This window comes from Bacillus sp. SG-1 (genome assembly GCF_000181495.1).
GTDB lineage: Bacteria > Bacillota > Bacilli > Bacillales > Bacillaceae_B > Rossellomorea.
This window is the reverse complement of record NZ_ABCF01000014.1, coordinates 12,787-39,350: the sequence shown is the minus strand read 5'-3', so window position 1 is coordinate 39,350 and position 26,564 is coordinate 12,787. Positions and strand designations below refer to the sequence as shown.

The following is a 26,564-nucleotide window of genomic DNA, read 5'->3' as shown; positions in this document are numbered from 1 at the left end:
ATTGCCATTCCATGAAAATATACTTCCATTTTAACACTATTTACAGTATCTACAAGACAAGTAACATGAACTTTCTGATATGGTTCTGGGGGGGAACAGATTGAATGTTTCACAACTGAAAACAATTACTTTAGCGGCCTCAGTGACAATTCTCGCCGCTTCTCTTATTATATTTCCTCAAGAATCTTTCGAAGCTTCCATCCGGGGACTTAATATGTGGTGGGAAATTGTATTCCCGTCATTACTGCCATTTTTCATTATTTCAGAAATGCTCATTGGGTTTGGTGTTGTTAAATTTATCGGCGTCATTTTGGAGCCCCTTATGCGCCCGCTTTTCCGGGTTCCTGGGGTCGGGGGATTTGTATGGGCTATGGGTATGGCTTCTGGATTTCCTGCAGGTGCCAAGTTGACAACCCGTCTGCGACAGGAAAAACAACTAACTCAAATTGAAGCAGAAAGACTTGTATCATTCACCAACTCTTCTAATCCACTTTTCATCTTTGGAGCTGTTTCAATTGGATTTTTCTACAATCCTCATCTGGGGATCATTCTCGCATGTGCCCATTACTTGGGGAATGTTTGCGTCGGGCTTATCATGAGTTTCCACGGGCGGAAAGAGGAGAGCAAAACCAATACCACGTCAAACAAAATCTTTCCTATAAAAGAAGCCCTATCAGCCCTTCATAGAACGAGGATGAAAGAAAAAAGGCCTATCGGAAAACAACTTGGTGATGCAGTAAACTCATCCATCCAAACACTGCTCCTGATCGGCGGGTTTATCATTTTATTTTCAGTCATCAATAAACTGCTATTTCATCTACAGATAACTCCATTCATTGCAAATGCATTGAACATGTTCTTCCGTATGTTAATGCTGCCGGCAGATTTGACTCTTCCGTTCATATCCGGGTTATTTGAAATCACACTGGGAAGCCAGATGACCAGCGGAGTCAACTCGGCAACACTCCTTCAGCAAGCCGTTATTATTAGCTTCGTCCTTGGATTCAGCGGTTTCAGTGTACAGGCTCAAGTAGCAAGCATCCTAGCACAATCAGATATCCGCTTTCGTCCCTTCTTTATCGCGCGGATAATTCACGGAATAGCAGCTGCTATAATTACAATACTTATTTGGAAACCGATTTACGTGAAATTTTATCAAGATAAGCCTTCAAACGCCGTCCCTGTCTTCAATAATCTGGACTGGCACTTCTGGGAACAGGCCTTTCTGCGAATGAAGGAGTGGGGACCTGTGTTCACCTTGATTTCGTTAATGATTTATATCATCCTTTATATGTTCAGAATTAGGGAAAACTCCAAGGTCTAGGTTAGAAGCATGGGGCGATACATCTCTAATTCGATAAAAGAACCCCCAAAAGAATGCTGTTTCAGCAGCCTTCTTTTGGGGGTTTTGTGTTTAAGTCCATTTTGGAATGGACTTGAGGGAAAGTCCAGTTTGGCAGGTTAATTATAATGAGTTGATCGGTGTTGTCTCGGCAAGGATATTGTTTCATTTTCGGTTTGCTTGCAGGTTTTGGTCTTTAGAATTCTTCTAAAGACACTTTCTCTCTATATTTGTCTCCCTTTTAGTCTTTAGAACCTCTCTAAGAACACTTTACCTCTGGATTTAGCTCCCTTTTGGTCTTTAGAATCGCTCTAAAGGTTCCTGCCCTATACAAACATCCAGCTTTTGAACTCTAAAGCACCAAAAAACAAGCTGCACAGATTACGTTGCAGCTTGTTCATAACTAGCTATGATTTTTTGCCTGTAAAGCGATTTCCACCGGTTTTGGAACCAGTTCCGAGATGTCCGCATCATATTTAGCGACTTCTTTTACGATTGAAGAACTTAAGAAAGAATATTGGTTATTAGTCATGATAAAAAATGTTTCAATACTTTCATCCAGAACCCTGTTCATCGATGTAATCTGCATCTCATATTCAAAGTCCGAAACGGCACGGAGCCCGCGCAGAATGGCATTAGCATTCACACTTTTGGCATAGTCCATTAAAAGGCCTTGAAATGAATCGACAACAACATTAGGGATATCCTTGGTTACTTCCCTGATTAATTCCATTCTTTCTTCCACTGAAAACATTGGTTTTTTGGATGAGTTGTTTAATACAGTTATGTACAATTTATCAAAAACTTTCGCCCCGCGGGTTATGATGTCTAAGTGTCCGTAAGTAATCGGATCAAAACTTCCAGGGCAGACAGCTATACTTGACATTCTTGCAGCCTCCGTTTCTTCTAAAAGGTTTTGCATCTTAGAAAGACCTTTGTGGTTATTTAATTCTTCTCATTCTACGTGCTTTTGGTATATGGTAATTCCAATAATTCCATATGACTCTTTTCTAATGGTTCTCAGGCTGCCGATGTCTTCGGGAAGTACAATATCGGAACTATGTTCACATACTACGTAACCGCTTTCAATCAATAAATCGTTTTCTTCAATTTCTTCGAGCAATTCCTGTAGTTTCTGTTTCTTATAAGGGGGATCCAAAAAGATATAATGAAACTTTAACTCTCGTTTGTTTACAGCTTTTAAGGCTCTTCCCGCTTCATTCCTGTAAACCTCACTCTTTTCGTTGTAGCCGCAAGAATCCAGGTTGCTTTTGACTGTTTGCATTGCTTTAAAATCTTTATCTACAAAAATGACCTTTTCCAAGCCCCTGCTAAGCGCCTCTATTCCAAGACCACCGCTTCCTGCAAACAAGTCAAGGCCGGTGCCTGATTCAAAATAAGGGCCGATAATATTGAAGATCGCTTCTTTCACTTTATCTGTTGTCGGTCTTGTACCGCTCCCAGGCACCGCCTTTAACGGTCTGCCTTTACATTCGCCAGATATTACTCTCATTTCATTCACCACTGAATATGTATTTATTTCTTTTATATCCTACCATATTCAAACATCTTTTGCCATTTATCGTCGATACTTGATGAATTTCGTTGAATTTCCAGCTTAAATGTATAAAAGCTTTTCCACTGGTGATAATGCTATTAACAACATCTTTTCTGGTGTTGTTGCCAACCGCGGAGAAGACTTACGTTTCCCCATAAGTTCTTCCTCCGGTTTCTCCTCTCCCTTTGCCTTCTTTCCCTAGTGGAATTAGAAGGACCCTGCAGGATGTAAAGTGTACCCTTTGTAAAGGACATTTTAAAAAAGCCTAAGCTACTTTTAAAAGATGATCTCTGTATTGTACAGGGGTCATCTTTTTTCGATTCCATTGGTATCTATGGTGGTTATAGTAATTCATGTATTGCTTGATTTCCTTTTGTACATCCTCTAATGTCAGACAGGTTTTAATAGAGGTTTCATCTTTCAGGTGGCCAAAGAACGATTCAATGGGAGCGTTGTCCCAACAGTTTCCCCTTCGGGACATTGATTGGCGGATTCCAAGTTTTTTAACCATTTTCTGAAATTGGGGATGGGTATAGTGAACCCCTTGATCTGAATGGATGAGTGAGTCTTTATGTTTTTTAAACCTTTTGTTTTTCTTTAGTTTTTTGATGGTATCTGTGGCTAATTCCATAGTCATTCTGTCAGACACATGGTAAGCAAGAGCTTCACCACTGGAACCATCCAATATCATAGATAAATAAGCTCTTGAACTTTTTCCATAGCTCAAGTAGGTGATGTCTGTTAATAGCACTTTCCCGGGTTTACCCTGATTGAATTGGCGCTCCAGTAGGTTAGGGACCACTGAATGTTCCTGGGTGGCCTTCATTAGACGCCTATATGGATTCGCCCTCCGGAAGGGACAAACGATGTTATACTTCTTCATGATTCTTCGAATTCTTTTCAAGTTAAAGACAATCTTAAATTGACCCGCCAAAGTCATTTTGATTTGACGCGCCCCTTTCTTGCGATTCTTATGACGGAATGCTTTTAAGATGATTTCTTTCAGTTCCTCATCCCTTGCTTCCCGTTGTTTTCTACGCTCTTGGGACTCGGGAGAGTAGTATTTATAATAAGCACTTCTGGAAACTCCTGCGACCCCACAAAGGAATCTCACCATTTTTTTGAGCTTATATTTCTCTATTACGGAACGGATGAGAATGAACTTTTGACTTGGGGAGAGGACTACTTCTTTAGCCCCCTTTCCGCGAATCGAATCTTTTTTAGAAGTTCATTTTCCGCCTTAAGGAGGTTAATTTGAGCTTCTAGTCGAGCATTCTTATCCTCAAGGGATAACTCCCGTTCTCTAGGTCTCCCGGAATTGCCTTTCCTTGTGTCATTGAGCCCTAAAACTCCGTTTCTTTTATAAGCAGCACTCCATCTCTTACTAGCGGCATGAATACGTGCCATACCAATTATATCTGTATCAAATCCAGCCTCTTCAAAGATCTGTCTAGAGAATTTGCCTTTCTCTTTCTCAGCGATAAATTGGCGTTTAAATTCATCTGTGTAGGTAATTCCCTTAGCACTTACAGCTTTCACAAAAGGATTAATGGATAATTGTTTGATTTCTTTCTCTGTGAATGTTTTTTTACTCATGGTGTTTTCCCCGATTTCTACTAGTTGTCTATTTGTCATTATACAAAAAAATACCCTATAGGTAGACTTTTTTAAGTGTCTACTCTATAGGGTACATTTTAATGTCCTGCAGGGTTTTTTTATTTTTCACTGTTGTTTTACCCTGAAATTGTGTTGATGTATAGTGCTTCTACTGAACGGACATCATTTACTGTTCGACTCTCGAATGATGTACCGCGCTCCTCCTACGCGGGGTGTCATTTCCTGGTTGTCTCTCGAATGATGTACCGCGCTCCCACCACGCGGGGTGTCATTTCCTGGTTGACTCCCAAATGATGTACCGCGCTCCCACCACGCGGGGTGTCATTTCCTGGTTGACTCCCAAATGATGTACCGCGCATCTCCCGCGCGGGGTGTCATTTCCTGGTTGTCTCTCAAATGATGTACCGCGCTCCCACCACGCGGGGTGTCATTTCCTGGTTGACTCTCGAATGATGTACCGCGCTTCTCCCGCGCGGGGTGTCATTTCCTGGTTGTCTCTCGAATGATGTACAGCGCTTCTCCCGCGCGGGGTGTCATTTCCTATTTGTCTCTCGAATGATGTACCGCGCATCTCCCGCGCGGGGTGTCATTTCCTGGTTGACTCCCAAATGATGTACCGCGCTCCTCATGCGCAGGGCATCATTTCCTGCCTGACTCTCGAATGATGTACAGCGCTTCTCCCGCGCGGGGTGTCATTTCCTGGTTGTCTCTCGAATGATGTACCGCGCTCCCACCACGCGGGGTGTCATTTCCTGGTTGACTCTCGAATGATGTACCGCGCTTCTCCCGCGCGGGGTGTCATTTCCTGTTCGACTCTCAAATGATGTACCGCGCTCCTCATGCGCAGGGCATCATTTCCTGCCTGGCTCTCGAATGATGTACAGCGCTCCTCCACCCAAAGCCATCATTTCTACGGATCACCCTTTACTTCTTGCAGCCTCTTTGGAATAATTAAAAATTGGAAAGACAATTATTAATTGAATGAGGATTGAAAGGAAGTAATATACATGATCCAACGTTTTATTGAACTGGGAGAAGGGTATTCCGATTTATATGAACTGATTGAATTAGCACGTTACAATGAGCCGAGGGTGCTTCATTTTTTGGCATTTCATACAGTCGTAAACGAACGCCCGGTTACATCATTGGCAATTGTTTTGAAGCCTGCTGAAGAAGGAAAGTTTCAGCCGCTCTATGTCTGCAGGGAGGGCATCCCCGATCCGAATCATGTGCCGAACAAAAGGTTCGATTTGTTTGAGCAGGCTGCAAAAGCACAAGGGCGGGAAGTCATCCAGATGGACGTGAAGCCGTCTTCATTCTTTGCTGAAAAGCAATTATATTATCAGCACCTTATTGCCATATTAAGATTGAACCACTATATTCCACCTCTTCAATAACTAGTTGCAAGACAACATAAAAAAGCAAACAGATGGCTTTGACCCCTGTTTGCTTTCTTTTTAAATACCCATTTTATAATCGTATTCTTTGGCTTTATCCGGCTTCGAGTTCTCAAACTGCGTTTTGATGAACGGTTTGTAGGATGGCTCCACTTTTTTCACATAGGAATAGGAAGACAGTTTTTCTACAATCGTATCTGTTTCGCTTTGATTACAATATAACACAACATATTTCAATTTTCTGGAAACATATTGCACATTGCCAAACCTTCTCATGGATTTGGCGTGTTTCAAACTGTATAACCATACTGTAATACCTTGTCTTTCGGTAAACATTTTATTTTCCCCTTAAGTTCACTCTATTTTTCCTAAGTCTAGCATAATAAATAATCATAAATCAACAAAAGAAGGGATGGGGCATATGGATCTGGCAGTGATTTGGGATAAATTCGCAGAACATTTGCAATCATTCGAAGGCGTTGAGGACTTCGAAATGAAAAAGATTGCCGGAATCCCCTTTATATACATTCGGGGGACTCTGCCAAAGGAAAAGTTGGAAGAATTAATCAAGATAGCTTCAGCAAAGTCCATGCGCGGCAAACGCCTCCACTCCGAAACGGTTTATGTAAGACAAAAGGACTGTCAATCTGTGTACCGTCACCGATTTTATGTTCCGCAGGAAAAAATGTTTTGCTGCGGTAATCTATGTGTTGACTGCATCAGGCTGAGAGGATGAGTAAGACAAGTTTATTCAGGCTCCTCAACCCGAGGTCTATGCCCATTTCATCTTCCCGTTTAATCAACTGCGCTTATTTTCTCTTTCCCATTAAAAAACAAAAAATGCGAGGGTATCCCCCGCATCTCATGAACAGCCACAGCTTCCTCCACTTCCACAACCGCCTCCGCAAGCAGAGCCGGAATCAAAGAACGGATTTCCTGTTGGCACTTTTACATTATCAGACACTGACCTTCCAATTAGAACACTGACTTCATCCAATAGTCCCTGCAAGTCATTTTCAGCCCGGCGAAAATTCGCCACATTATCATCCAGGTCCATATCACGTTTCAACTGGCGGATCTCCATCATGACCCGTTTGTAGTCGGGATGGTAACGCCCAAAACGCTGAACTTCTTCGTAAAGTTCCTTCATTTTGTTAAATTCCTGGATCTTGCGCTGTGTGTCTTTATCTGTCTTGACCTTATATAAACAACGACGATACTCTTCTGCAACATCTGATTGCAGGATTTGAGCAGCCAATTTTTCAGCAGATTCCTGTATTTCCAGTCTTTCAATTGTAGCAAGCAAAAACGCTCACCTCCATAACGGTATTTTAACACGTTTGATGAAAGTAAGCGAATAGTTGTTTTTATGGAATTGTGATATAAAATTGTTTCTGTAAACCTAAAGATTTATTATCATTTGCTACTATATCCAGTTTCACATGATGGATTCCTTTATTTAATCCTTTAATAACAAAAGCAGCAGTATGGTATTCGTTGAACCTCTTACCATCGACACTTACAACGATTTTGCCTTTCTTTCCGGTCTTTCCTGATGTGAAAGTAATCCCCGGGGCAATACATTCTACATACACCTGGCTTCCTTGAACAATATGTCTTACCGTCACTTCTGTTTTAGCTTGAGAACTATGTGTTGCCGCTTTCGCTTCAAGTTCAAAACCAAAGGATTCAGGTTCCGGAATATCTTCTTTGCAGCCAGCCAAACATAATATGAACAGCAATAGTATACACTTTTTCATCTTAACCACTCCTTGCCATTAGCGTTTGCAGACAAGAGAGTTTTTAAACAAAAAAATAAGCCGGTTCCACATGGCTGTGCTGGCATGAGCATGGTTAGCGAATTATCATTGCAGGGCTACTGTGATTCATTCATCGCTTGAAACATCTGCATCATCATAGAGGCCATTTGGACGCCATTTGAAAATCTTTGCACCTGGTGATGTACAGTTTTCTCAAAATGATTGATGGAGGCAGCTTCAAATTTATCTAGGTAATGCGGATTTTTACTCAGTATCCTATACCAGACCGGCTGGACTCTGATAAAATTTTTTAAATCTTGCTTTGAATGAATATAGTCAATAACTTCCTTCCTCATTAACTCCACTTCCCTTAATCTTTTCTAAATGAAAACGGATGCCTTGGCCGCTGCGGAGTTTCATTTTGTTCGGGTGCCGACGTGGTATTTGTACTTTGAAATTGTGAAAGGACACCTTGAACTGCCCCAATCGCTTGACTCAAACTGTTAATATGCTGCTGCATTTGATCAGGATCCATATTCTTCAGCATTCCTCCAATTTGATCCATAAACCCTTTTGATTCTTTCTTTTCCTGTTTAGGTTCACCTTCTTTGTATTCATTCCAACGTGAATCCTCTTCCCCCAATAAGTACCATTCCTCAAATAGATCCTGCCAAGTTGCTGTGCCTTTTTTTACTTCTGCCGCTATTTTCGGATGCTTCTGCACAAATTCCTTAAATTCTTTTACCTTAGGATGCAGCTTTTTGGCCATATCCTTCACCTCCTGGTCAGGGCATATACCTACTACAATCTATGATAACTCCTTGAAAGTGTGACCATTACTTGATAAGGGATATTTCATGGCGAAAAATTCCCCAGAAAATTATTTCATGATATGATTAAGTAGTCTGTTTAACAGTATTGATTGTTTCAGAAAGAGATTAAACCGTTTGCACTTATCAATTGGTACCGCAGTCGTTGTACTTCTTTCGGTTTGTATCCCCCTCTAGCTTTGCATGAATGGAGGGTAAATGTGAAACATTCTCTTATTTAGATATAGTAAATAACTTACCCAGAATTAAAACAAAAAAGGTTGTATCAAGATGAAAGAAGACCTGACAAAATTACTGAATGAATGTATAGAAGATGGAAATGAAGCCGACTTGGATGTTATTAAACAAATGCTTCAGGGAGTCAGAAGGAAACAGGAAAACCAAAGTGGTTCTTATATAGGGGCTGTATTGGCTATGGAAAAAACTGCAGGGGACAATACTTGCGAAGTCACCATTCCCATCACTCCCCTCACTTATAACTCCCTGGAAATCGTCCATGGCGGCATCACAGCAACACTAGTCGATACAGCGATGGGAACCCTAGCTAATATTCTGCTTCCAGAAGGGTTTGGCGCAGTAACAACCAATCTTAACATCCACTACTTAGCGCCTGGGAGGCATGGAAATCTAACCGCAACGGGAACGCTTGTCCATAGAGGTTCAAAGACACTGGTCATTGACGGAAAGGTGCTTTCTGACGAGGGAAAAACAATCGCTCATTGCACAGGATCGTTTTTTGTTGTAAAGAAAAATCTTTAATACCAATGACTATGACGGTTCCTAACCTTAAATAAATTAATCCTGTCACTTAGTTGACAGGATTTTTTAACGAAAAAAACCGGCTATAAAATAGCCGATTCCCGCCAACCTCTCATTGCTCAAATTGCTGGATAAAGTTTTGAGTATAGTACTTTCTATAGACCCCAACCCCAAGATGGGTGAAATCGGGCTCTAATAAGGTTTTCCGGTGCCCTTCTGAGTTTAGCCAGCCATGCACTGCAGCCGGCCCGTCGGCATATTGTGCAGCGATATTCTCCCCTGCCATACCGAAGGCGATCTCAGCACTTTCAAGGCGGTCAGCAAGAGTGCCAAAGGTTGGAGATTCATGAGAGAAGTAATCCTGTTCAAACATGTCTTTACTATGGTCCTCAGCCACCATAGCCGTCTCATCATCCCAGACTACTTGACCTGCTTCATAGTTGGAACGGAGGATATTCGTGATGTCGAAAATCTGCTGTTCACTGCCTGCAGATATTTCATCCCACTTTTCGTCGGGGATTTCGTTTTCTTTCATCAACTCTCCTCTATATACCATTTCATATGGCCTTTGCTCCACAAGCGTTTCTTTGTTAAAAAACCGAATACTTACGAGCTCGCTGGTGTATTTATCCAAATAAAGCTGGGCATATACCTCTCCCACTGAAGTTAGCACCCTCGTATTTAAGTCCTCTTCAGATAGTTCAAAACGATATGTTCCATCATTAACATTAACGACAATTTCAGACTCGACTGGTGAATTCTGATAAATTTCCTTGACTGTTTGTCCAATTTGAAAAGGCTTAATATCTACTTCATTTCCAGTGGCATAGATGGTGACCACTTTACTTCTTTCGATTCCCACTTGTAAATATTTCTGGTCAGAAATGTAATATATCCACCATTCATAATTATAAGCAGAAGGATCGATTCGATCAGGTTCACCAAGCTGGGCTACAAGCTCTTCTGCACTCTTATTGATATATGACGCTATTCCTTGTGCAGGACCGGCTGCATTGGAATGTTCATCTGTAACACTCAATGAATTTTCTTCATCCACCTGACGTTCAGAAGTTTCCGGTCCTTTTAGGATGGGGGTATCATCCTGCTTCCCGTTTGAATAAATGCCGACAAATAAAATAATTGCTAGAATCGTAAAAATCCGAAGTAAGGTTTTCAGGAATTATCCTCCTTTCTCTAAGTATGCTGATAGAAAATCATTTCAGGAGGCATTTGATTAGAACCATCAAAAGCATGACCATATGTATGAATAACTAATATTAGTATAGCATTACTTATAATTCGTTTTACAGTACAAGCTTTTAGAAATTTTGAACAAATAAAATTTCGGGATTAAAAAATATAATTACTGTTATTTTATTCAAGTATTATATCATTTACGCTTGTTTCATAATCATTGATGATTTCACCATGGAGCTAGGTTGGAGCCGTTAAGTCTTGAGGAGTTCCGTCCCAGCTTAATTCATTCTGATGGGCCTTTAGAGAGATTTAAACTTTTACATAACCAGTGAGTTGAGGCAAAAGTGGATAAATTAGTTGATGATAAGTCTGATTGGGAGAAGAATAATCCAAATACTAAGGAGAAGAAACAACATTCGGACTATTACCTCCATTAATTTTCCAAATTTCAACTAGCCGGGACAATAGCTGGATCATTCCTTTAGATATTTAACCATATTCTACTGAACAAGATAAAAATTTGGTCCTTTCCGTTGAAGAATAAACCAAATTTCAAAGAGCAGGAGTCAAAATGGGACCATTTCTCTTGATATTTATCCGGTATTCACTAAATAAAAGAAAAAATGGACGATTCTACTGGAGAATTCAAGTTTTCTAGGATTAAAGTGTCTTCGACGGTTAGTCCAATTTTGAAGAAATCTCCTTTGAATAAATATGGACCATTCCAATAAGGAATAGTCCATAATTTATGGCATACAGCCATCCTAAATAGGTTTATTGGATATGTTTTCATGTTCGGAGATCTTCTCTATCGCGAGGTTGGTTTGATGGTCTAATTTGTCTCTCACTGCCAAGTCTCCAAGAGAAACAATTCCAATAAGTTTTTGGCCATCTACCACCGGAAGCCTGCGGATTTGATGCCTGCTCATCAGCGACGCAGCTTCATCAATGGTGGTATCTGCCCCCACAGTCACTAATTCATCACTCATTACTTCTTCGACCTTGGATGAACCCGGGTGTTTTTCAGCAACTCCCCTAACGACAATATCCCTGTCAGTAATCATCCCTACCAGATGGTCACCGTCAACAATAGGGATCCCTCCAACATCATTTTCCTTCATTTTGACAGCTACCTCATATACATTGTCAAGCAATGTGCATGTTTCCACATTCCTGCTCATTATTTCTTTTACAATCACAGCTGGTCACTCCATTCCACTTTTGTTCTATTTCATATCATTCTCCTTTTAAAAAGATGTATTCTCCTATACAAAGGAATTTACTAAATTCGTCACAATGTATTCGTTGCAACAATAGAAGAATTACACTATTATAAAGAATGAGGATTTTTTGCATTTTGTCTGGATAAATATCAAAAGATAAGAATGCGTTGATGATATAGGAGGGATTTTTTATGCGATTTGAAGCTTCTGGCGTCGATGAAATGAAAGCGGATTTAAACAGATTGGATGAAGTCATGAAATCTCATGGTATGCTTAGAGAAGGGCAATGGGATTATGAGCGTGTAACGTATGACAAGAAATTTGAAATTAAAGAAGGTACATACTATCTAAGAATTCAAGGTCTTGCTGTGAGTGGTGACATCGGAAGACATGATGCTGTCATTCAACTTAGAACGCCTCTATTGGGGAAACACTATTATCCTCACGGGGTTGAATACGGTGAAGGCGAACACTTTCCTGCGCATCTTGTGACTACTTGTGAAAAACTATTGGCTGAAATTAAAGCCGAAGTTTCAGGATTTGCTGAATAATCGTTCATTTTAAGCTGGCAGTATGGGGGATACTCATTCTGCCGGCTTTTTTATATCCTTCACTTGTAAAATCATAGTAATATAATATTGTGTTTCAGGTTATTCAATTTTCTTCACAATGATAAAGCTGAGATAACGGCGTAACCAAATGAGAGTGAAAACCGCAACTGAAAAAAATAGTTGAATTGGAAGCCTGCGCTCTGTTCAGTTAAGCTCCTAATATAATATAATGGTATAGAGGTACATAAGAAGAAAGGGGCCTAAAATTGACGAAGTTTTTCTCCAAAAAGATGATAGTGATTACTATCGCTGTCATAATAGCTATATTATTGATTTATTATATCCTCCCGGTTTCCATTCCCCTGATAACCGCAATAGTCACAGCACTGTTACTGGACCCTGCAGTGAAAATGCTTGAAAGAAGATTTAAGATCAAAAGAAAACTTGCCGTCTTGATCGTCTTTATCATTTTCATGCTCGCCATTGGTCTGCTTTCCTACTTTGTGATTACCAAGGTTGTTGGAGAAGGAGTCAAACTGGTGGAAGATATGCCAGCATATATTAATCAGTTAAGCGACATCTGGCTCTCCTATGAGAAACAGCTTACAAATGCAGCTAAAGATTTACCAATTGAAATTGTCACCCAGACAAGCAATGAAGTACAGGACTTCCTCAACAGCTTTAAAAACAGCTTGAGAGATTATCTGGATATTGAGAAGATCAGTGCATTTTTAGCGTATATTCCTAACTACCTTGTCAGCTTCCTGGTATATCTTATTGCCCTATTTATGTTCATGCTTGACCTGCCAAGAATCAAACAGACCTTATTCAGCCACTTGACGGAAAAAACGGCTGAAAAAGTCAACTTTATGACCTCAAGGTTGTCATATGTAATCTTCGGCTTTTTCAAGGCCCAGTTTCTTGTAAGTATCATTATTTTTGTGACATCCTTGATTGGACTTCTCTTTATTGCACCTGAAGTGGCCGTTGTGATGTCGATCATCATTTGGGTCATTGATTTCATTCCATTGATAGGCTCGATTGTTGTCCTGTTCCCATGGGCAATGTATCACCTGCTATCGGGAAATCTGACTTTGGGAACTGAACTTGCGGTTTTAGCTGCTGTCCTTCTGATTATCCGCCGGACAGTGGAACCGAAAGTAATGGGAAGCCATATCGGTCTATCACCGCTGGCCACTCTTATCGCCATGTACTTAGGTCTTAAACTCCTCGGTGTATTAGGGTTTATATTGGGTCCATTGATACTGATTATTTTTAATTCTGCGAAAGAAGCAGGAATCATTAAATTGAACTTTAAGATATAACAAAAAGGCAGGTCTCTGATGAGGAGGCCTGCCTTCTCTTTTCTTACACTCAGCATCCAGCAAGTGAAGACACACCTTCAGCTCTCAATAACATGACCTGAACAACCTAAAAGAAGTCAATAAAGAACCCAGGTTTCACTCTAATCTTGTTCAAAACAGCTACGCTTTCCCGATCACCTTTTATGACACCCATCTCATATAATTGTTGGGAAGAGTAAACACCAAAAAATAAAGGAACCAATGCATTCACATCCATTTGGACAGTGCGGCTGCATTCTTCCTCTTCTTTTATTACCTTCTCAGAAGTAATAGTAAAGGTGCCATTATTCCAAGGTGCATACTTGTCTGATACCTCTAATGAAACTTTCTCTTTAATTGAAGACCGGAACTGCTCAAGAAATGAAAGAACATCTACCACCCTTGTCATGAAGTAAGGTTGTAGCTCTGTTGGCGTTTTGGGATTTTCAAGCAGAAATACAAGCGGATCTTCAGGGGACAGTACCAACTCGACTCCTGTAAGCATTGAGTCGTGCTGACAGATGAAGTTCCATAGTCCGCTTCTTGCCTCAGCATTTAAGACAATGAATTCTTCAACTTTCATCTTTTGGTCTTTTATGTCATATAAGATATAACCAGCCCCATTTCCCTTCCCATCATAGTAAATGGCAACATTGAGGTTTGTAATCGACCTTTCCTTCCACCATGTTTTCTCTCGAGCCAACATACCGCTGAACCTGCGTGCATATCCGTTATATATCTCTTCCAATTCAGATGGATAGTTTTCTTTATTAAACCTTTTTACGTTGCCAGGTACACCATCGAACATCTTCATTTCCGCCTGCGCTACTTTCACTCTCTTAAGTGTAGAGAATAATTCCCATCCATACTTGCGATAAAAGGCAAAAGAAAATGGGTGGAGCATCGAAATGGTTTGCCCCTTTTCCCTCATTCTCTTTAAGCTGTAAGTCAGTAACTCTTTTACATAACCCTTCCGTCTATATTCCGGATATGTAGCGACACCCGCTATTCCTCCCATTTTAAATTCCTTTTCCCCTAAAAATACATTAAGTGAAAGCAGGTGCAGTTTTGCCGCGAGTTGATCATCTGCTTCTATACCATACAACTCATGGTCGTCCAATTGCCTGAACCTATTTTCTTTTTCCTCCTCTGGAACCTTGTATTGGAAAGCATACATTGACAGGTTTAATGATTCTTCATAGTGACTTTTGTCCAATCTTTTAATTGTCATTCCTATCACCTCTCCATTTTTTATTCTATAGACAGCTGTACTATTCCTCCAGCCAATAAAAAAGAGCCGGTGATTTCACCAGCTCCTTTCCATAATATTTTACAAGCCTAGAATGGCCTTAATGACTGAGGTTGTTTCCCCGCCTTTATAAAAAACATATAAGAGCAGATACACTGCAACACCTGTAGTGGCCGTAAAGAACCAGATGATACTTGTAATCGGTCCAAGCTTTCTATGACGCTTATAGTTCTCTTTATAACCAGACCAGATGGTAACAAGGCCGAATACTGCACCTGTTGTAGCCAGCGTAATATGGAAGATTAAAAATAACGTATAATATATCTTGATATCTTCAGGTCCGCCAAAAGATGTGTTTCCTACAAAAATCGTACGGCTCATATATATGATGAAAAAAATCAGGGCAAACACAGCAGCTGTAAACATCGTTTTCTTATGTGCTTCAATCTTCCGCTGCTTAATCTGCCACCAGCCGATGGCAACAGTAATGGCACTTAAAACTATAAATGTCGTGCTGATTGTCGGTAAAATAGGTAAAGACATGATTTCTTCCTCTCTTTTCTCTATGGTAGGAATGATTTCTTATTCTACTGGTTTTGGATTCATAGCTTCAAACTGTTGAATAGATTGATCTGCTTCTGCCTGATCCTTTTTGTACCATTGGAAAAACAAGCTTGCAAGTACATAACCAAAAACAATCTCCTGTATGATTTTCATGATGACCCCGCCAAGCTGCTGATCATGCTCCAATGTCATTGAAGTGAACAATTCCGGACCGCTCAAGCTCAAGCCTGATAGAGTATCAGCCGGAACGCACAATGCCAGAGCTTTTAACCACTCTGTCGGGTCATAGTACGTTGCGTACAGCGGATTATCGGCGAAAATAATTAACCCGCATGCCGGTGTCAGTAATACCGCACTCCCCAGAATATAACCGATTTTCTTTAATCCATGAAGATCATTAAGGCTTTGTGCCGGATTCAACAGCGGCCACCACATGAAGACGGCCAGGATGAATAGGATAAACGTAAATAATCCATGTAGTGTCACATCTGTTCTGACATTATCAAACACTGCCGGAATATGATAAATCGAGAAAATAATGTTAAACGCTACTAGTGCTATAAGAGGCTTTGTCGCAAATGAAAATATTGACTTGACAACAGGAACTTTGATTACTTTCTTCCATACCCAACTTGGTATTCCAAGAATCAGGATAGGTGTAAAAACTAAATAGAGGGTGGCCATTTGCGTCATATGGACGGAAAATAACATAGTGCTCATCACTTCGACAGGAGATCCCTTTATCGCATAAAGCAATAACATTGATAGTAGGAAGAAAGATGCCTGCTTTATGGTAAGAGGCTCACTCTCTTTAAACCTGCTTCTCCATTTAACCGTGATTAGAAAATAGACGGCTGTCATGAATAGGATTGTAATTATAAATAACGGACTCCATAATGCAAAAAATCCGAATATACCTAAGTGCATAATGAATACCTCATTTCCTTAGAGAATGCTCCCCCTTATTATACGTTGCAGGATTCGACAGTTCAACGCAAGCTGATGACAAGTTCATGACATTTCATTAGCCAAGTCATACTTCTCTTAGAAATATTTCCCTAAAATAAAAGAAAACCCTTAAAATTGCTAAAAGCAAATCTCAAGGGCTTTTCTCCTATATTAAATCCAAACAATCGTCAAGAAAGTCAAAACAGTAATGAAGGCAACCAAGGCTCCAGAATACAGGAACAACGCTGGTGCTTCATGACCTTTGTGGCTCATATGCATGAAATAATACAATTGGAATATCAACTGTACGACAGCCAGCAGAAGGATAAATGGTACAACGAACCACTTAGAAAAGCCTCCTCCTACAGCGACGAAAGCCACTAGTGTCAAGAAGATCATGAGTGCAAATGAAACAACCTGCATTCTCATATCTTCTTTGTTTTTCTTGCGGCGATATTCGTAATCTACGCTTGGGTTACCTGAATTTGATTGTACATTCGCCATCAGTTTATCCCACCATTCCCATTAGATATACTACCGTGAAGATGAATACCCACACGACATCGATAAAGTGCCAGTACAAACTCGCAACATAGAATTTTGGTGCATTATAAAGACTAAGTCCACGTTTGGCATTTCTCACCATCAATGAGATGATCCACAAAAGACCGAACGCAACGTGGGCACCATGGAATCCTACCAACGTATAGAAGGCTGATCCAAATGCACTGCTGGTAAACGTATGATGGTATTCATGGACATAATGATTGAACTCATAAATCTCCAAAGCAAGGAAAGCTGCACCAAGCAATACTGTGATCAAAAGCCATGCCTGCATATTTTTAAAATTATAGTTTTTCATATGGTACATAGCATAAACGCTTGTCAATGAACTCGTTAAAAGAAGCATTGTTGCAATGAATGCAAGCGGCAAATCAAATATATCTTTTGCAAGAGCATGGTCCGGGCTCGGCACGCTGTCCTTTAGTGCAAGATATGTTGCAAACAAGGAACCGAACAATACGGTTTCGCCGCCAAGGAAAAACCAGAAACCAAGAAATTTATTCTTTGCTTCCAGCGTTGCCTTTTCAGGGGCCGCAGGCCAAGTCTTTGGTGTGAATTTTTCTTCAGTATGCATTATGCCTTACCTCCTTTGTCGGAATCTTCAAGAAGGTCTTCTTTGTGAATATGATAACCATGGTCATCAATTACAGAGCGCAGGAACATAGCTCCGAGTGTAATCAGCATCCCAATAACAAGTACCGGAATAGCCCATTCCTTATCATCTACTCTGTACATCGCACCAAATGCAGCGACAAACAATCCCAATGACATGACAAATGGAAGGATTGAGTTGTTCGGCATGTGGATATCACCGATCGGCTCAGCCGGTGTATATTCTTTCTTGCCTTCCATTTTTTCTAACCACCAAGAGTCCAATCCGCGTACAAGCGGAGTTTGCTTGAAGTTATAGAATGGAGGCGGAGATGGAATAGCCCACTCTAGAGTACGGCCGTCTTCCCAAGGGTCATTGCCGACTCTCACACCTTTAACTTGAGTCATGATAATGTTAACCAACAATATGATTGTAGCAACTCCCATGAAGGCAGCTCCTATTGAACTTACAAGGTTACCTGTTTCAAAACCTTGACCAGGCAAGAACTTCCAGATACGACGAGGCATACCCATCAATCCAAGGAAATGCTGGATAAAGAATGTCAAATGGAATCCGATAAAGAACAACCAGAAAGTGATCTTTCCTAAAAATTCATTCAACATAGTACCGAACATTTTCGGCCAGTAGAAATGCGTACCTGCTAACAGAGCCAACACAACCCCACCAACGATTACATAGTGGAAGTGGGCAACAACGAAATAAGTGTCATGGAACTGATAATCAGCAGCAGCTGATGCAAGCATGATTCCTGTAACCCCACCAAGTGTGAACGTCGGGATAAAGGAAACTGCATATAGCATTGGAGTAGTGAAGACAATGCTTCCACCCCAGATTGTGAATAACCAGTTGAAAATTTTGATTCCCGTAGGAACGGCAATCGCCATTGTAGCAACTGCGAAAATAGCATTTGCGATTGGTCCAAGACCAACTGTAAACATATGGTGAGCCCATACCATGAATCCTAAGAAACCGATAAGCACTGTTGCAAATACCATTGAAGAATAACCGAACAGTCGCTTTCTAGCGAATGTCGGAATAATTTCAGAGAAAATACCGAATGCCGGCAGGATCAAGATATATACTTCAGGATGTCCAAAGATCCAGAAGAAATGCTCCCAGATAATTGTATTTCCGCCTGCAGCGACATCAAAGAAGTTAGAACCGAACATACGGTCAAACATCATTAGGAATAATCCGACAGTCAAAGCCGGGAATGCAAATAGAATTAATGCAGATGTTACGAATGCCGTCCAAGTGAACAAAGGCATACGCATGTAAGTCATACCTGGCGCACGCATCGTAATGATGGTTACCAGGAAGTTAATACCACCGATAAGTGTACCGGCACCTGATATCTGAAGACCCAATACATAGAAATCGATTCCATGGCCCTCTGAAGCCAATGATAACGATGCATAAGAAGTCCATCCTGCATCAGGAGCTCCACCTAGGAACCAAGATAAGTTTAAGAATACTCCTCCGAAGAAGAACAGCCAAAAACCAAGTGAATTCAAGAATGGAAACGCAACGTCACGTGCACCAATCTGCAATGGAACGACCGCATTCAGGAATGCGAAGATGAGCGGCATTGCTGCCAAGAATATCATCGTCGTACCGTGCATGGTCAACACTTCGTTGTATAAGCCTGCACTGATGAAATCACTGTTCGGAACGGCAAGCTGAATACGAATGATCAAGGCTTCAAGTCCACCAAGCAGGAAGAAGAATCCTCCGGACATCAGGTAGAGAATGGCGATTTTCTTATGGTCCACTGTTGTCAGATAGTCCCAAAGAGTGGCGCCGAAGCCTGTCTTTTGTGCATAGCTACTCACGATTAAACCTCCCTTTTACTTTCCCCAATTAATCTTGTACTTTTAAGCCCATTAAGTATTCCGCCAGGGCGTCTAATTCCTGATCATCCAATTTGCCGTACGTGCCTGTCATTTTATTCCCAGGCTTGTACTGCTCTGGATCTACCAGCCAATTTTTCAACTCTTCTTCATTATGTTCAAGAATTCCCGCTACACGAGAACGCTCACCAAAGTTGGCAAGATTAGGCGCAAGACGTGCCTGTTCAGGTCTTTGGTCTTGACCGGAAACCGCGTGGCAGCTTAAACATTTTTGGTTGAAAATTTCTTGTCCTTGCTGAGCCAGTTCAGTAGTAGGAGCAGGCTCTTCTGTTTCTTGCATTGCTGTTACCCAGCTGTTGAAGTCATCTTGAGAGATCGCTTTTACTTTGAAATCCATCAAAGCATGAGACGGACCGCAAAGCTCGGCACATTTTCCATAGAAAAGGTTGCCTACCTCTTCAGCGGCTTCACTATCAAACTCAAGGAAGAATGTGTTAACGTTATCAACGTTTGTGTCGATTTTACCACCGACTGCAGGGATCCAGAATGAGTGCTTAACGTCAGAAGCAGTAACATTGAAGTATACTTTTCTGTCAGTCGGCACTACAAGATCCTGGGATGTGATAACCCCTTGATCCGGATACTCAAATTCCCACCAGTAAAGGTTGGCACGGACATTCACCACAAGTGCTTCGCGATTACCTTCCGCATCTTTCTTTTCCATTGCATCTGTATCAGCCAGTTTAAAAGTAGCCGATACGGTCGGTACAGCCAAGATTAATAGAAGGATGATCGGAACAGTAGTCCAGATAACCTCAAGTGTATGGCTTCCTTCGACTTGCTTAGGAATCTTATTTTCGTCGCCTTTTTTACGACGGAAACGCACAATAGCAACAAAATAAACAATTGCAACTACTATAATAACGAGAACCATGATAGAAGTAGCGAGGATCATAAGATCATATTGCATTTGTGCCACTTCACCGGCTGGCTGTAATGTAGAAACAAATGGCTCTCCACAGCCGGAAAGAACGAGCGCCATCAGCGTGAAAACTGATATTAAACGCCATTTAGATAGCCTTGCTTTCATAGCTTAATCAAACCCCTCTTTCGTGTAATGTACTTTTGTTAAACAAGGACTGAAACTTCTTTTATATGGATTTCCTATAGAAAGAATTCCCGAATTAATCAGATGACTGTTACGATGACCATCGCTACAAAAAGGATAGTCAAATAGTTTAAGGAATAAACAAACATGAGCCTTGCCCATTTCAAGTCATCTTTCATTTTATAACCCGAAAGAGCCAAAGCCAACCATCCAATGTTGAATGCTGTCGCCAGGATAAAGAACACCAGGCCTAGATCCAATAAAAAGAATGGAATTGGGAGCAGACATGCAACCCATGCAACACTATGATTCTTTGTGGCTGCAAAACCTTTCACAACAGGAAGCATTGGAATATTCGCCGCTCTGTATTCTTCAACTCGTTTCATGGCCAAAGCATAGAAATGCGGCGGCTGCCAAATGAATACAATGGCAAACAGCATCCACGCGATAAGATCAAGGTTAGCATCGACTGCTGCCCAGCCAATCAGCGGCGGAACAGCCCCTGAGATGCTTCCTACGACCGTATTGCTTACGTGCTGCCTTTTAGACCACATAGTATATAGGACCACATAACTGAAGATACCGATAATGCCTATAATACCGGCTGTAACAGTGGTCATAAATAAAAGAACAGTTCCTATAGTAACCATCAGTAATCCAATCAGCAATGCTTTGCTGCCGGTGATTCTGCCCGTTACCGTAGGCCGTCCTTTAGTTCTCTCCATCAGATGGTCGATGTCCCGATCAATATAGTTATTGATGCTGCAGGACCCACCCATGACTAGTGCTGAACCCGCTAAAGTGAGGAACATCGTATGAAGTGAATCGAGGAAGTGTGTATTAGTAAAATAGAAAGCTAACCACATACCTGTAAATGTTGTAATTAAATTGGAGTTGACAATACCAATTTTAATAAGGGCCAAAAAGTCTTTCCATGCTGTAGTAACTGGAATATCTGCCTCTTTCATATCTGCAATTACTCTGCTGTTAGACATCTTTCCCCCTCCTCTCTCTTAAATAACAGAGGTTTGCTCACCTCTATACTATAAAGGAATTTCATATCCATTTCTATAATCATGCAGGAATTTCATAGATTTCCTATAATTATCCTGTGAAAATCAATCTGTTCAGCTTATAAATTTTCTAAAATTTCAGCTGTCAATATTATATTAAACCACAGATTTTTTTCTTTTTGGTAAATAGAACGGAATGAAATATGGCGATATTGTGTCTTCCAGCTCCCTTTCAAAATATAGATTATTTCACAAAAACATCATACCATAAAATCAGTTGAAACGCTTACAGACATTCGACATTTTTTATAAGAAGTCATCGATGCCGCTTTACTACTAATCTGGCACTATCGAATATCCTGCCCTGTATTCTCCTTTTTTCTGTAACATTTTATCTGTTGTTTTTTAAGGGGTTATTCGGTATCATCTTAAAGGCGTACATTTTTTCAGAATACCATTTTAATGACTATAGTACCCAACGCAGATTTTTTGTCTTAATCTATGATATTTATATTTAATTAGAAGTTTTAGAGTTTATTTTCAAAGTAGGTGATTAGATTGCATAGAGGTTTGAAGTGGTTAAGCGTCATCACCACCTTAGGCATGCTGTTCGTGCTTCTTGGCGGCGCTTTGGTTACCAAGACCGAGTCAGGTATGGGCTGCGGACGCTCATGGCCCCTTTGTAACGGGGAATTAGTTCCAAGCCAGATTACATTTGAGCTGGTGATAGAATTATCACACAGGCTTGTTTCCGGCAGTGTAGGTATTTTGGTTCTGATCCTCGCTATCTGGTCATGGAAAGCCATCGGGTATAAAAGAGAAACAAAACTCCTTGCTGCTTTATCATTTTTCTTTTTAGCGGCACAGGCACTGATCGGAGCAGCAGCCGTTATCTGGGCTCAGTCTGATTTTGTACTTGCTCTTCATTTCGGGATTTCGCTAATTTCATTTGCGGCCGTGCTGCTCTTGACACTGTTGATATTCGAAGTGGATAAAAAGTTTGACGCGGACAAGGTTGTAATTGACCGCAAGATGAGGTTCCATATCATTGGTATCACTCTCTACAGTTACATCGTCGTTTATACCGGCGCATTAGTCAGACATACCAATTCCAGCTTGATCTGCGGGGATTGGCCGCTATGCCTGAACGACAGTCCGGCATGGCCTGAAAATATGTATGAGTGGATACAAATGGGACACAGATTCGCTGCTGCCATCATCTTTTTCTGGATCGCCTATGCAGCTTATCTTGCAGTAAAAAATTACAAACAACAAAAAGTCATTTACTGGGGCTGGATCATAGCATTTATCCTTGTTACCATGCAGGCAACAACCGGCGCACTGACCGTTTTTACCGAACTGAATCTTTATGTGGCACTTGCCCACGCCTTGATCATTTCATTGCTGTTCGGATTGCTTTGCTATTTCATTCTGCTTGCATCCAGAAGCAAACTGCGCGAGTAACATTAATAGGACAACAAGAAAGGATGGGGATTTCCCCATCCTTTTTTGTTTTTTAAATACGATCTAATTCAATCAACAAATCACCAGGTGCAATAGCGTCTCCGCTTTTTACATGGATATCTTTAATTGTTCCCGTGAATGGAGCCTGCACAGTTGTCTCCATCTTCATCGCTTCATTGATGAGCAGATGATCTCCCTGACTTACTTTTTCGGCTTTTTCCACAATCACTTTGAGAACCGTTCCAGGCATCGTTGCTCCTATGTGGCTCTCATTCTTTAGATTAGCTTTTGGCTTCATAGTAACCGATGCCTTGATACTTTCATCCTTAATGACCACTTCACGCGCCTGCCCATTAAGCTCAAAATATACAATTCTTGTTCCATCCCCTTGCGGCTGTCCAATGGAAATCAGTTTTACAATCAATGTCTTCCCTGTCTCAATTTCAACCTCTACCTCTTCACCAAGTCTCATTCCATATAAGAAAGTGGGAGTGTCCAGCACTGAAATATCACCAAACGCGTCAACCACTTGATTGTATTCCATGAAAACTTTCGGATACAGAGCGTAGGCTATGGCATCAAAGCTTGTTACCTGACGGTCAAGATCCTTGAATAATTGTTCTTTCAATTTGTCAAAATCAACTTCATCAAGTAGCTCACCCGGTCTGACTGTTATAGGTTCTCTACCTTTTAATATGACTCTTTGAAGGTTTTCAGGGAAACCTCCATAAGGCTGACCCAAGTACCCTTCAAACAACTCGATGACGGAATCCGGGAAGTCAATCTTGTCTCCCCGCTCCAGGACATCGTTTTCCGACAAGTCGTTTTGGACCATAAACAAGGCCATATCTCCAACAACTTTTGAAGATGGCGTAACTTTGACGATGTCACCGAACATGTGATTAACCCGGGAATACATTTCTTTTACTTCTTCCCAACGGTCGCCAAGACCGACTGCTTTTGCCTGCTGCTGGAGATTACTGTACTGGCCTCCAGGCATTTCGTGCTCATAAACCTCAGTATGCGAAGACATCATGCCGCTTTCAAAATCTTTGTAGTATTTTCTTACATCCTCCCAATAGTGAGAAAGTCTTTCCAAAGAGTTCACTTCAACTTTCGGTTCCCTCTCTGTACCTTTTACAGCATAGTAAAGGGAGTTTGCACTAGGCTGAGATGTCAATCCTGACATGGAACCTAAGGCAGTATCAACTATGTCCACCCCTGCTTCAATTGCTTTTGCATACATGTAGATACCATTTCCACTAGTATCATGGCTGTGCAAATGAATCGGAATGTCTACTGTGTCCTTCAGTTCAGAAATCAAACGGTAAACAGCCTGAGGTTTCAACAGTCCTGCCATGTCTTTAATGGCCAGGATATGAGCACCCTGTGCTTCTAGTTCTTTAGCAAGGTTCTTATAATACTGCACGTTATACTTCTGCCTGGAAGGGTCAAGAATATCTCCAGTGTAGCAAATTGCAGCTTCAGCAACCTTGCCATTCTGTCTTACTGCGTCAATAGCGGTTTCCATCCCCTGAACCCAGTTGAGGCTGTCAAATATTCTGAATACATCGATCCCTGAAAAGGATGACTTTTCAACAAATTCCCTGATTACGTTGTCAGGATAATTTTTATAGCCGACTGCGTTTGAAGCCCTGAGAAGCATCTGGAAAAGAACATTTGGAATCTTTTCACGCAGTGTAATCAGTCGGTCCCATGGATCTTCTTTCAGGAAACGATAGGCGACATCAAAGGTTGCCCCTCCCCACATTTCAAATGAGAACAGGTCCGGCATCAACCGGGCTGATGGATCTGCAATCGCTTGTAAATCGTGTGTTCTTACTCTAGTGGCGAGTAAAGACTGATGGGCATCCCTGAATGTAGTGTCCGTCAAAAGAACATTTTTCTGATCTTTAACCCAATTAACTAAACCTTCAGGACCCTGTTGATCAAGAATTTGCTTTGTCCCATTTTTCATGTCCGGCAGGTCTGTCGATTTAGGAATCCTCGGTTTGTCAAACACAGGTTTCTTTTTCTTTTCGATTCCCGGAAAACCGTTTACCGTTACATTTCCGATATACGACAACATTTTTGTTCCACGGTCTTTCCGTTTTGGGAAGATGAAAAGCTGTGGTGTAGTATCGATAAAAGACGTATCATATTGACCTGTCAAAAATTGTTCATGTTTAATGACATTTTCCAGGAAAGGTATGTTTGTCTTGATTCCTCTTATACGGAATTCCTGAAGGTTCCGCACCATTTTTGAAGCTGCCTGGTCAAAGGACAGAGCCCACGTAGAGACTTTGACAAGCAGAGAATCATAGTAAGGGGTAATGACAGCTCCCTGGTAAGCGTTCCCCGCATCCAGTCTGACTCCAAAACCGCCGCCTGAACGATAGGCCATGATCTTACCGGTATCAGGCATGAAATTATTTAACGGATCTTCGGTCGTTACCCTTGATTGGATTGCAAATCCGTGGGTTGAAATTTGCTCTTGGACCGGAATACCAATTTTGCTGCCATGCAGCTCATGTCCTTCTGCAATCATGATTTGAGACTGGACAATATCAATTCCCGTAATCATTTCGGTGATGGTATGTTCAACCTGTACCCTTGGATTAACTTCAATGAAATAAAAACGGTTATCTGCTACAAGGAACTCAACAGTCCCGGCATTCACATAATCTACATTCTTCATCAACTGGACTGCCGCATTACAGATATCGTCCCGAAGCTTTTCATCAAGAGACACACACGGTGCAACTTCAACGACTTTCTGATGCCTGCGCTGTACGGAGCAATCCCTTTCAAACAGGTGGATTATATTCCCCTGCTGATCCCCTAAGATCTGCACCTCAATATGCTTAGGGTTTTCAACGAACCTTTCTACATAAACTTCATCATTTCCAAAAGCAGCCTTGGCTTCCGATTTGGCCCTTTCATAGGACTCCTTCACCTGATCCGGCCCCCGGACAATCCTCATTCCTCTTCCGCCGCCGCCGAGCGAAGCTTTGATGATGATTGGGTAACCGTGGGTTTTGCCGAATTGTACGACCTCATCCAACCCTGATACAGGACCGTCACTTCCAGGAATGACAGGTATATTAGCCAATTGAGCCTGATGCCTTGCTTTTACCTTATCCCCGAACATATCCAGATGTCCTGAGTGTGGGCCGATAAAGGTAATCCCTTCCTCTTCACACCTTCTTGCAAAATTTATATTTTCAGATAGGAAGCCATATCCTGGATGGATAGCATCCACATCCGCTTTCTTGGCAATTTCAATGATCCCTTCAATATCAAGATAGGCATCAATCGGTTTTTTCCCTTCCCCTACCAGGTAAGCCTCATCCGCTTTATAGCGGTGATAGGAACCTGAGTCCTCTTTTGAATAAACTGCAACAGTTCTCAAGTTTAATTCTGTACATGCACGGAAGACACGAATTGCGATTTCTCCGCGGTTTGCCACTAATACTTTGTTGAATTTTTTCAAGTTTTCCCTCTCCTTTAAGCACTAATCATGTTTGTTATGTATCTTTAATTTGCAGCTGCCGAAAAATCAAATCGGAAAGTTTTAATTTTTCAAACAAATCTGCTTATATAGAAGGGCTGAT

General features: G+C 41.2%; 26 protein-coding genes. 7 read left to right on the top strand and 19 right to left on the bottom strand.

The features are described from left to right. The first annotated feature begins 79 nt into the window (after positions 1-79). Positions 80-1,324: a sporulation integral membrane protein YlbJ gene (gene ylbJ, locus BSG1_RS09285; RefSeq protein WP_006836751.1), complete on the top strand. Its 1,245-nt coding sequence runs from the start codon at positions 80-82 to the stop codon at positions 1,322-1,324. 421 nt (positions 1,325-1,745) lie between these two features. Here the strand turns inward: ylbJ and coaD are convergent, their stop codons facing one another. From coaD to BSG1_RS20300, 3 genes are all read right to left on the bottom strand, one after another. Further along, complete coding sequence (coaD, locus tag BSG1_RS09280) at positions 1,746-2,228, bottom strand: pantetheine-phosphate adenylyltransferase (RefSeq protein ID WP_044022677.1); 483 nt, start codon at positions 2,226-2,228, stop codon at positions 1,746-1,748. A gap of 69 nt (positions 2,229-2,297) precedes the next feature. Beyond that, positions 2,298-2,855, bottom strand: coding sequence for a 16S rRNA (guanine(966)-N(2))-methyltransferase RsmD (gene rsmD, locus BSG1_RS09275; protein ID WP_044022676.1), 558 nt, complete (start codon positions 2,853-2,855; stop codon positions 2,298-2,300). A gap of 310 nt (positions 2,856-3,165) precedes the next feature. Beyond that, positions 3,166-4,535, bottom strand: a protein-coding gene (locus BSG1_RS20300; RefSeq protein ID WP_156791420.1) for an IS3-like element ISBsp2 family transposase whose coding sequence is annotated in 2 segments (ribosomal slippage) — positions 3,166-4,124 and positions 4,124-4,535 — 1,371 coding nt in all. Because the reading frame shifts where the segments join, the coding sequence is not laid out codon by codon here. A 989-nt stretch (positions 4,536-5,524) separates the two neighbouring features. Between BSG1_RS20300 and BSG1_RS09260 the strand changes: the two genes are divergently transcribed. Then, a complete protein-coding gene (locus BSG1_RS09260) occupies positions 5,525-5,914 on the top strand; it encodes a DUF7147 family protein (protein ID WP_006836748.1) in 390 nt (129 codons plus the stop codon). Positions 5,915-5,974: 60 nt separating this feature from the next. On the opposite strand, the gene BSG1_RS09255 is transcribed toward BSG1_RS09260, so the two are convergent. Continuing rightward, positions 5,975-6,250, bottom strand: coding sequence for a YlbG family protein (locus BSG1_RS09255; RefSeq protein ID WP_006836747.1), 276 nt, complete (start codon positions 6,248-6,250; stop codon positions 5,975-5,977). 85 nt (positions 6,251-6,335) lie between these two features. Between BSG1_RS09255 and BSG1_RS09250 the strand changes: the two genes are divergently transcribed. Next, positions 6,336-6,650: a hypothetical protein gene (locus BSG1_RS09250; RefSeq protein ID WP_044022675.1), complete on the top strand. Its 315-nt coding sequence runs from the start codon at positions 6,336-6,338 to the stop codon at positions 6,648-6,650. Positions 6,651-6,776: 126 nt separating this feature from the next. Here BSG1_RS09250 and BSG1_RS09245 read toward each other — a convergent pair whose 3' ends face one another. The 4 genes from BSG1_RS09245 to BSG1_RS09230 form a co-directional block, all read right to left on the bottom strand. Then, positions 6,777-7,220 carry a YlbF family regulator gene (locus BSG1_RS09245; RefSeq protein ID WP_006836745.1) on the bottom strand — a complete coding sequence of 148 codons (444 nt, stop codon included), beginning with the start codon at positions 7,218-7,220 and terminating at the stop codon, positions 6,777-6,779. Between the two features lie 61 nt (positions 7,221-7,281). Then, positions 7,282-7,674 carry a hypothetical protein gene (locus BSG1_RS09240; protein WP_044022674.1) on the bottom strand — a complete coding sequence of 131 codons (393 nt, stop codon included), beginning with the start codon at positions 7,672-7,674 and terminating at the stop codon, positions 7,282-7,284. 116 nt (positions 7,675-7,790) lie between these two features. Further along, positions 7,791-8,030: a YlbE-like family protein gene (locus BSG1_RS09235; RefSeq protein WP_006836743.1), complete on the bottom strand. Its 240-nt coding sequence runs from the start codon at positions 8,028-8,030 to the stop codon at positions 7,791-7,793. A 14-nt stretch (positions 8,031-8,044) separates the two neighbouring features. Further along, entirely contained in the window at positions 8,045-8,443 is a 399-nt protein-coding gene (locus BSG1_RS09230) for a YlbD family protein (protein ID WP_006836742.1), read from the bottom strand. 331 nt (positions 8,444-8,774) lie between these two features. Between BSG1_RS09230 and BSG1_RS09225 the strand changes: the two genes are divergently transcribed. Further along, positions 8,775-9,263, top strand: a complete 489-nt coding sequence (locus BSG1_RS09225; RefSeq protein ID WP_006836741.1) for a PaaI family thioesterase — start codon at positions 8,775-8,777, stop codon at positions 9,261-9,263. Positions 9,264-9,375: 112 nt separating this feature from the next. Here the strand turns inward: BSG1_RS09225 and BSG1_RS09220 are convergent, their stop codons facing one another. Together BSG1_RS09220 and BSG1_RS09215 are read right to left on the bottom strand one after the other, a co-directional pair. Next, positions 9,376-10,440, bottom strand: a complete 1,065-nt coding sequence (locus BSG1_RS09220) for a CAP domain-containing protein (protein WP_044022673.1) — start codon at positions 10,438-10,440, stop codon at positions 9,376-9,378. Between the two features lie 784 nt (positions 10,441-11,224). Further along, positions 11,225-11,641 carry a CBS domain-containing protein gene (locus BSG1_RS09215; protein WP_044022683.1) on the bottom strand — a complete coding sequence of 139 codons (417 nt, stop codon included), beginning with the start codon at positions 11,639-11,641 and terminating at the stop codon, positions 11,225-11,227. A 233-nt stretch (positions 11,642-11,874) separates the two neighbouring features. On the opposite strand from BSG1_RS09215, the gene BSG1_RS09210 reads away from it, so the two are divergent. Then, a complete protein-coding gene (locus BSG1_RS09210) occupies positions 11,875-12,234 on the top strand; it encodes a YugN family protein (RefSeq protein WP_006836738.1) in 360 nt (119 codons plus the stop codon). A 266-nt stretch (positions 12,235-12,500) separates the two neighbouring features. Then, on the top strand, positions 12,501-13,559 hold the full coding sequence (gene ytvI / locus BSG1_RS09205) for a sporulation integral membrane protein YtvI (protein ID WP_044022672.1): 1,059 nt from the start codon (positions 12,501-12,503) through the stop codon (positions 13,557-13,559). Positions 13,560-13,665: 106 nt separating this feature from the next. Here ytvI and BSG1_RS09200 read toward each other — a convergent pair whose 3' ends face one another. From BSG1_RS09200 to cyoE, 8 genes are all read right to left on the bottom strand, one after another. Continuing rightward, the gene (locus BSG1_RS09200) at positions 13,666-14,808 is read right to left on the bottom strand and encodes a GNAT family N-acetyltransferase (protein WP_006836736.1); all 1,143 of its coding nucleotides are present in this window, start codon (positions 14,806-14,808) and stop codon (positions 13,666-13,668) included. Positions 14,809-14,907: 99 nt separating this feature from the next. After that, on the bottom strand, positions 14,908-15,369 hold the full coding sequence (locus tag BSG1_RS09195) for a DUF420 domain-containing protein (protein WP_006836735.1): 462 nt from the start codon (positions 15,367-15,369) through the stop codon (positions 14,908-14,910). A gap of 39 nt (positions 15,370-15,408) precedes the next feature. After that, entirely contained in the window at positions 15,409-16,317 is a 909-nt protein-coding gene (gene ctaG / locus BSG1_RS09190; protein ID WP_006836734.1) for a cytochrome c oxidase assembly factor CtaG, read from the bottom strand. 192 nt (positions 16,318-16,509) lie between these two features. Continuing rightward, a complete protein-coding gene (gene ctaF, locus BSG1_RS09185; protein WP_006836733.1) occupies positions 16,510-16,842 on the bottom strand; it encodes a cytochrome c oxidase subunit IVB in 333 nt (110 codons plus the stop codon). A gap of 4 nt (positions 16,843-16,846) precedes the next feature. Continuing rightward, positions 16,847-17,476: a cytochrome (ubi)quinol oxidase subunit III gene (locus BSG1_RS09180; RefSeq protein ID WP_006836732.1), complete on the bottom strand. Its 630-nt coding sequence runs from the start codon at positions 17,474-17,476 to the stop codon at positions 16,847-16,849. Then, positions 17,476-19,347: a cytochrome c oxidase subunit I gene (ctaD, locus tag BSG1_RS09175; RefSeq protein WP_006836731.1), complete on the bottom strand. Its 1,872-nt coding sequence runs from the start codon at positions 19,345-19,347 to the stop codon at positions 17,476-17,478. The genes BSG1_RS09180 and ctaD overlap by 1 nt, the downstream gene beginning before the upstream one ends. 28 nt (positions 19,348-19,375) lie before the next feature. Beyond that, positions 19,376-20,455, bottom strand: coding sequence for a cytochrome c oxidase subunit II (coxB, locus tag BSG1_RS09170; RefSeq protein WP_044022670.1), 1,080 nt, complete (start codon positions 20,453-20,455; stop codon positions 19,376-19,378). A 98-nt stretch (positions 20,456-20,553) separates the two neighbouring features. Then, positions 20,554-21,468 (bottom strand): heme o synthase, encoded by a 915-nt coding sequence (gene cyoE / locus BSG1_RS09165; RefSeq protein ID WP_006836729.1) that lies wholly within the window; start codon positions 21,466-21,468, stop codon positions 20,554-20,556. Between the two features lie 576 nt (positions 21,469-22,044). Here cyoE and BSG1_RS09160 point away from each other — a divergent pair. Continuing rightward, a complete protein-coding gene (locus BSG1_RS09160) occupies positions 22,045-22,950 on the top strand; it encodes a COX15/CtaA family protein (protein ID WP_044022669.1) in 906 nt (301 codons plus the stop codon). 52 nt (positions 22,951-23,002) lie between these two features. Here BSG1_RS09160 and pyc read toward each other — a convergent pair whose 3' ends face one another. Further along, positions 23,003-26,443, bottom strand: a complete 3,441-nt coding sequence (gene pyc, locus BSG1_RS09155) for a pyruvate carboxylase (protein ID WP_006836727.1) — start codon at positions 26,441-26,443, stop codon at positions 23,003-23,005. Between the last annotated feature and the right edge of the window lie 121 nt (positions 26,444-26,564).

Coding starts and splice junctions, on each gene's coding strand:
- ctaG (WP_006836734.1), bottom strand. CDS start 16,317: ATGCACTTAGGTATATTCGGATTTTTTGCATTATGGAGTCCGTTATTT.
- BSG1_RS09225 (WP_006836741.1), top strand. CDS start 8,775: ATGAAAGAAGACCTGACAAAATTACTGAATGAATGTATAGAAGATGGA.
- BSG1_RS09255 (WP_006836747.1), bottom strand. CDS start 6,250: ATGTTTACCGAAAGACAAGGTATTACAGTATGGTTATACAGTTTGAAA.
- BSG1_RS09180 (WP_006836732.1), bottom strand. CDS start 17,476: ATGCATACTGAAGAAAAATTCACACCAAAGACTTGGCCTGCGGCCCCT.
- BSG1_RS09250 (WP_044022675.1), top strand. CDS start 6,336: ATGGATCTGGCAGTGATTTGGGATAAATTCGCAGAACATTTGCAATCA.
- cyoE (WP_006836729.1), bottom strand. CDS start 21,468: ATGTCTAACAGCAGAGTAATTGCAGATATGAAAGAGGCAGATATTCCA.
- BSG1_RS09260 (WP_006836748.1), top strand. CDS start 5,525: ATGATCCAACGTTTTATTGAACTGGGAGAAGGGTATTCCGATTTATAT.
- ctaF (WP_006836733.1), bottom strand. CDS start 16,842: ATGGCGAATGTACAATCAAATTCAGGTAACCCAAGCGTAGATTACGAA.
- BSG1_RS09235 (WP_006836743.1), bottom strand. CDS start 8,030: ATGAGGAAGGAAGTTATTGACTATATTCATTCAAAGCAAGATTTAAAA.
- BSG1_RS09240 (WP_044022674.1), bottom strand. CDS start 7,674: ATGAAAAAGTGTATACTATTGCTGTTCATATTATGTTTGGCTGGCTGC.
- rsmD (WP_044022676.1), bottom strand. CDS start 2,855: ATGAGAGTAATATCTGGCGAATGTAAAGGCAGACCGTTAAAGGCGGTG.
- BSG1_RS09195 (WP_006836735.1), bottom strand. CDS start 15,369: ATGTCTTTACCTATTTTACCGACAATCAGCACGACATTTATAGTTTTA.
- BSG1_RS09200 (WP_006836736.1), bottom strand. CDS start 14,808: ATGACAATTAAAAGATTGGACAAAAGTCACTATGAAGAATCATTAAAC.
- ylbJ (WP_006836751.1), top strand. CDS start 80: ATGGTTCTGGGGGGGAACAGATTGAATGTTTCACAACTGAAAACAATT.
- coaD (WP_044022677.1), bottom strand. CDS start 2,228: ATGTCAAGTATAGCTGTCTGCCCTGGAAGTTTTGATCCGATTACTTAC.
- BSG1_RS09230 (WP_006836742.1), bottom strand. CDS start 8,443: ATGGCCAAAAAGCTGCATCCTAAGGTAAAAGAATTTAAGGAATTTGTG.
- BSG1_RS09210 (WP_006836738.1), top strand. CDS start 11,875: ATGCGATTTGAAGCTTCTGGCGTCGATGAAATGAAAGCGGATTTAAAC.
- BSG1_RS09215 (WP_044022683.1), bottom strand. CDS start 11,641: ATGAGCAGGAATGTGGAAACATGCACATTGCTTGACAATGTATATGAG.
- coxB (WP_044022670.1), bottom strand. CDS start 20,455: ATGAAAGCAAGGCTATCTAAATGGCGTTTAATATCAGTTTTCACGCTG.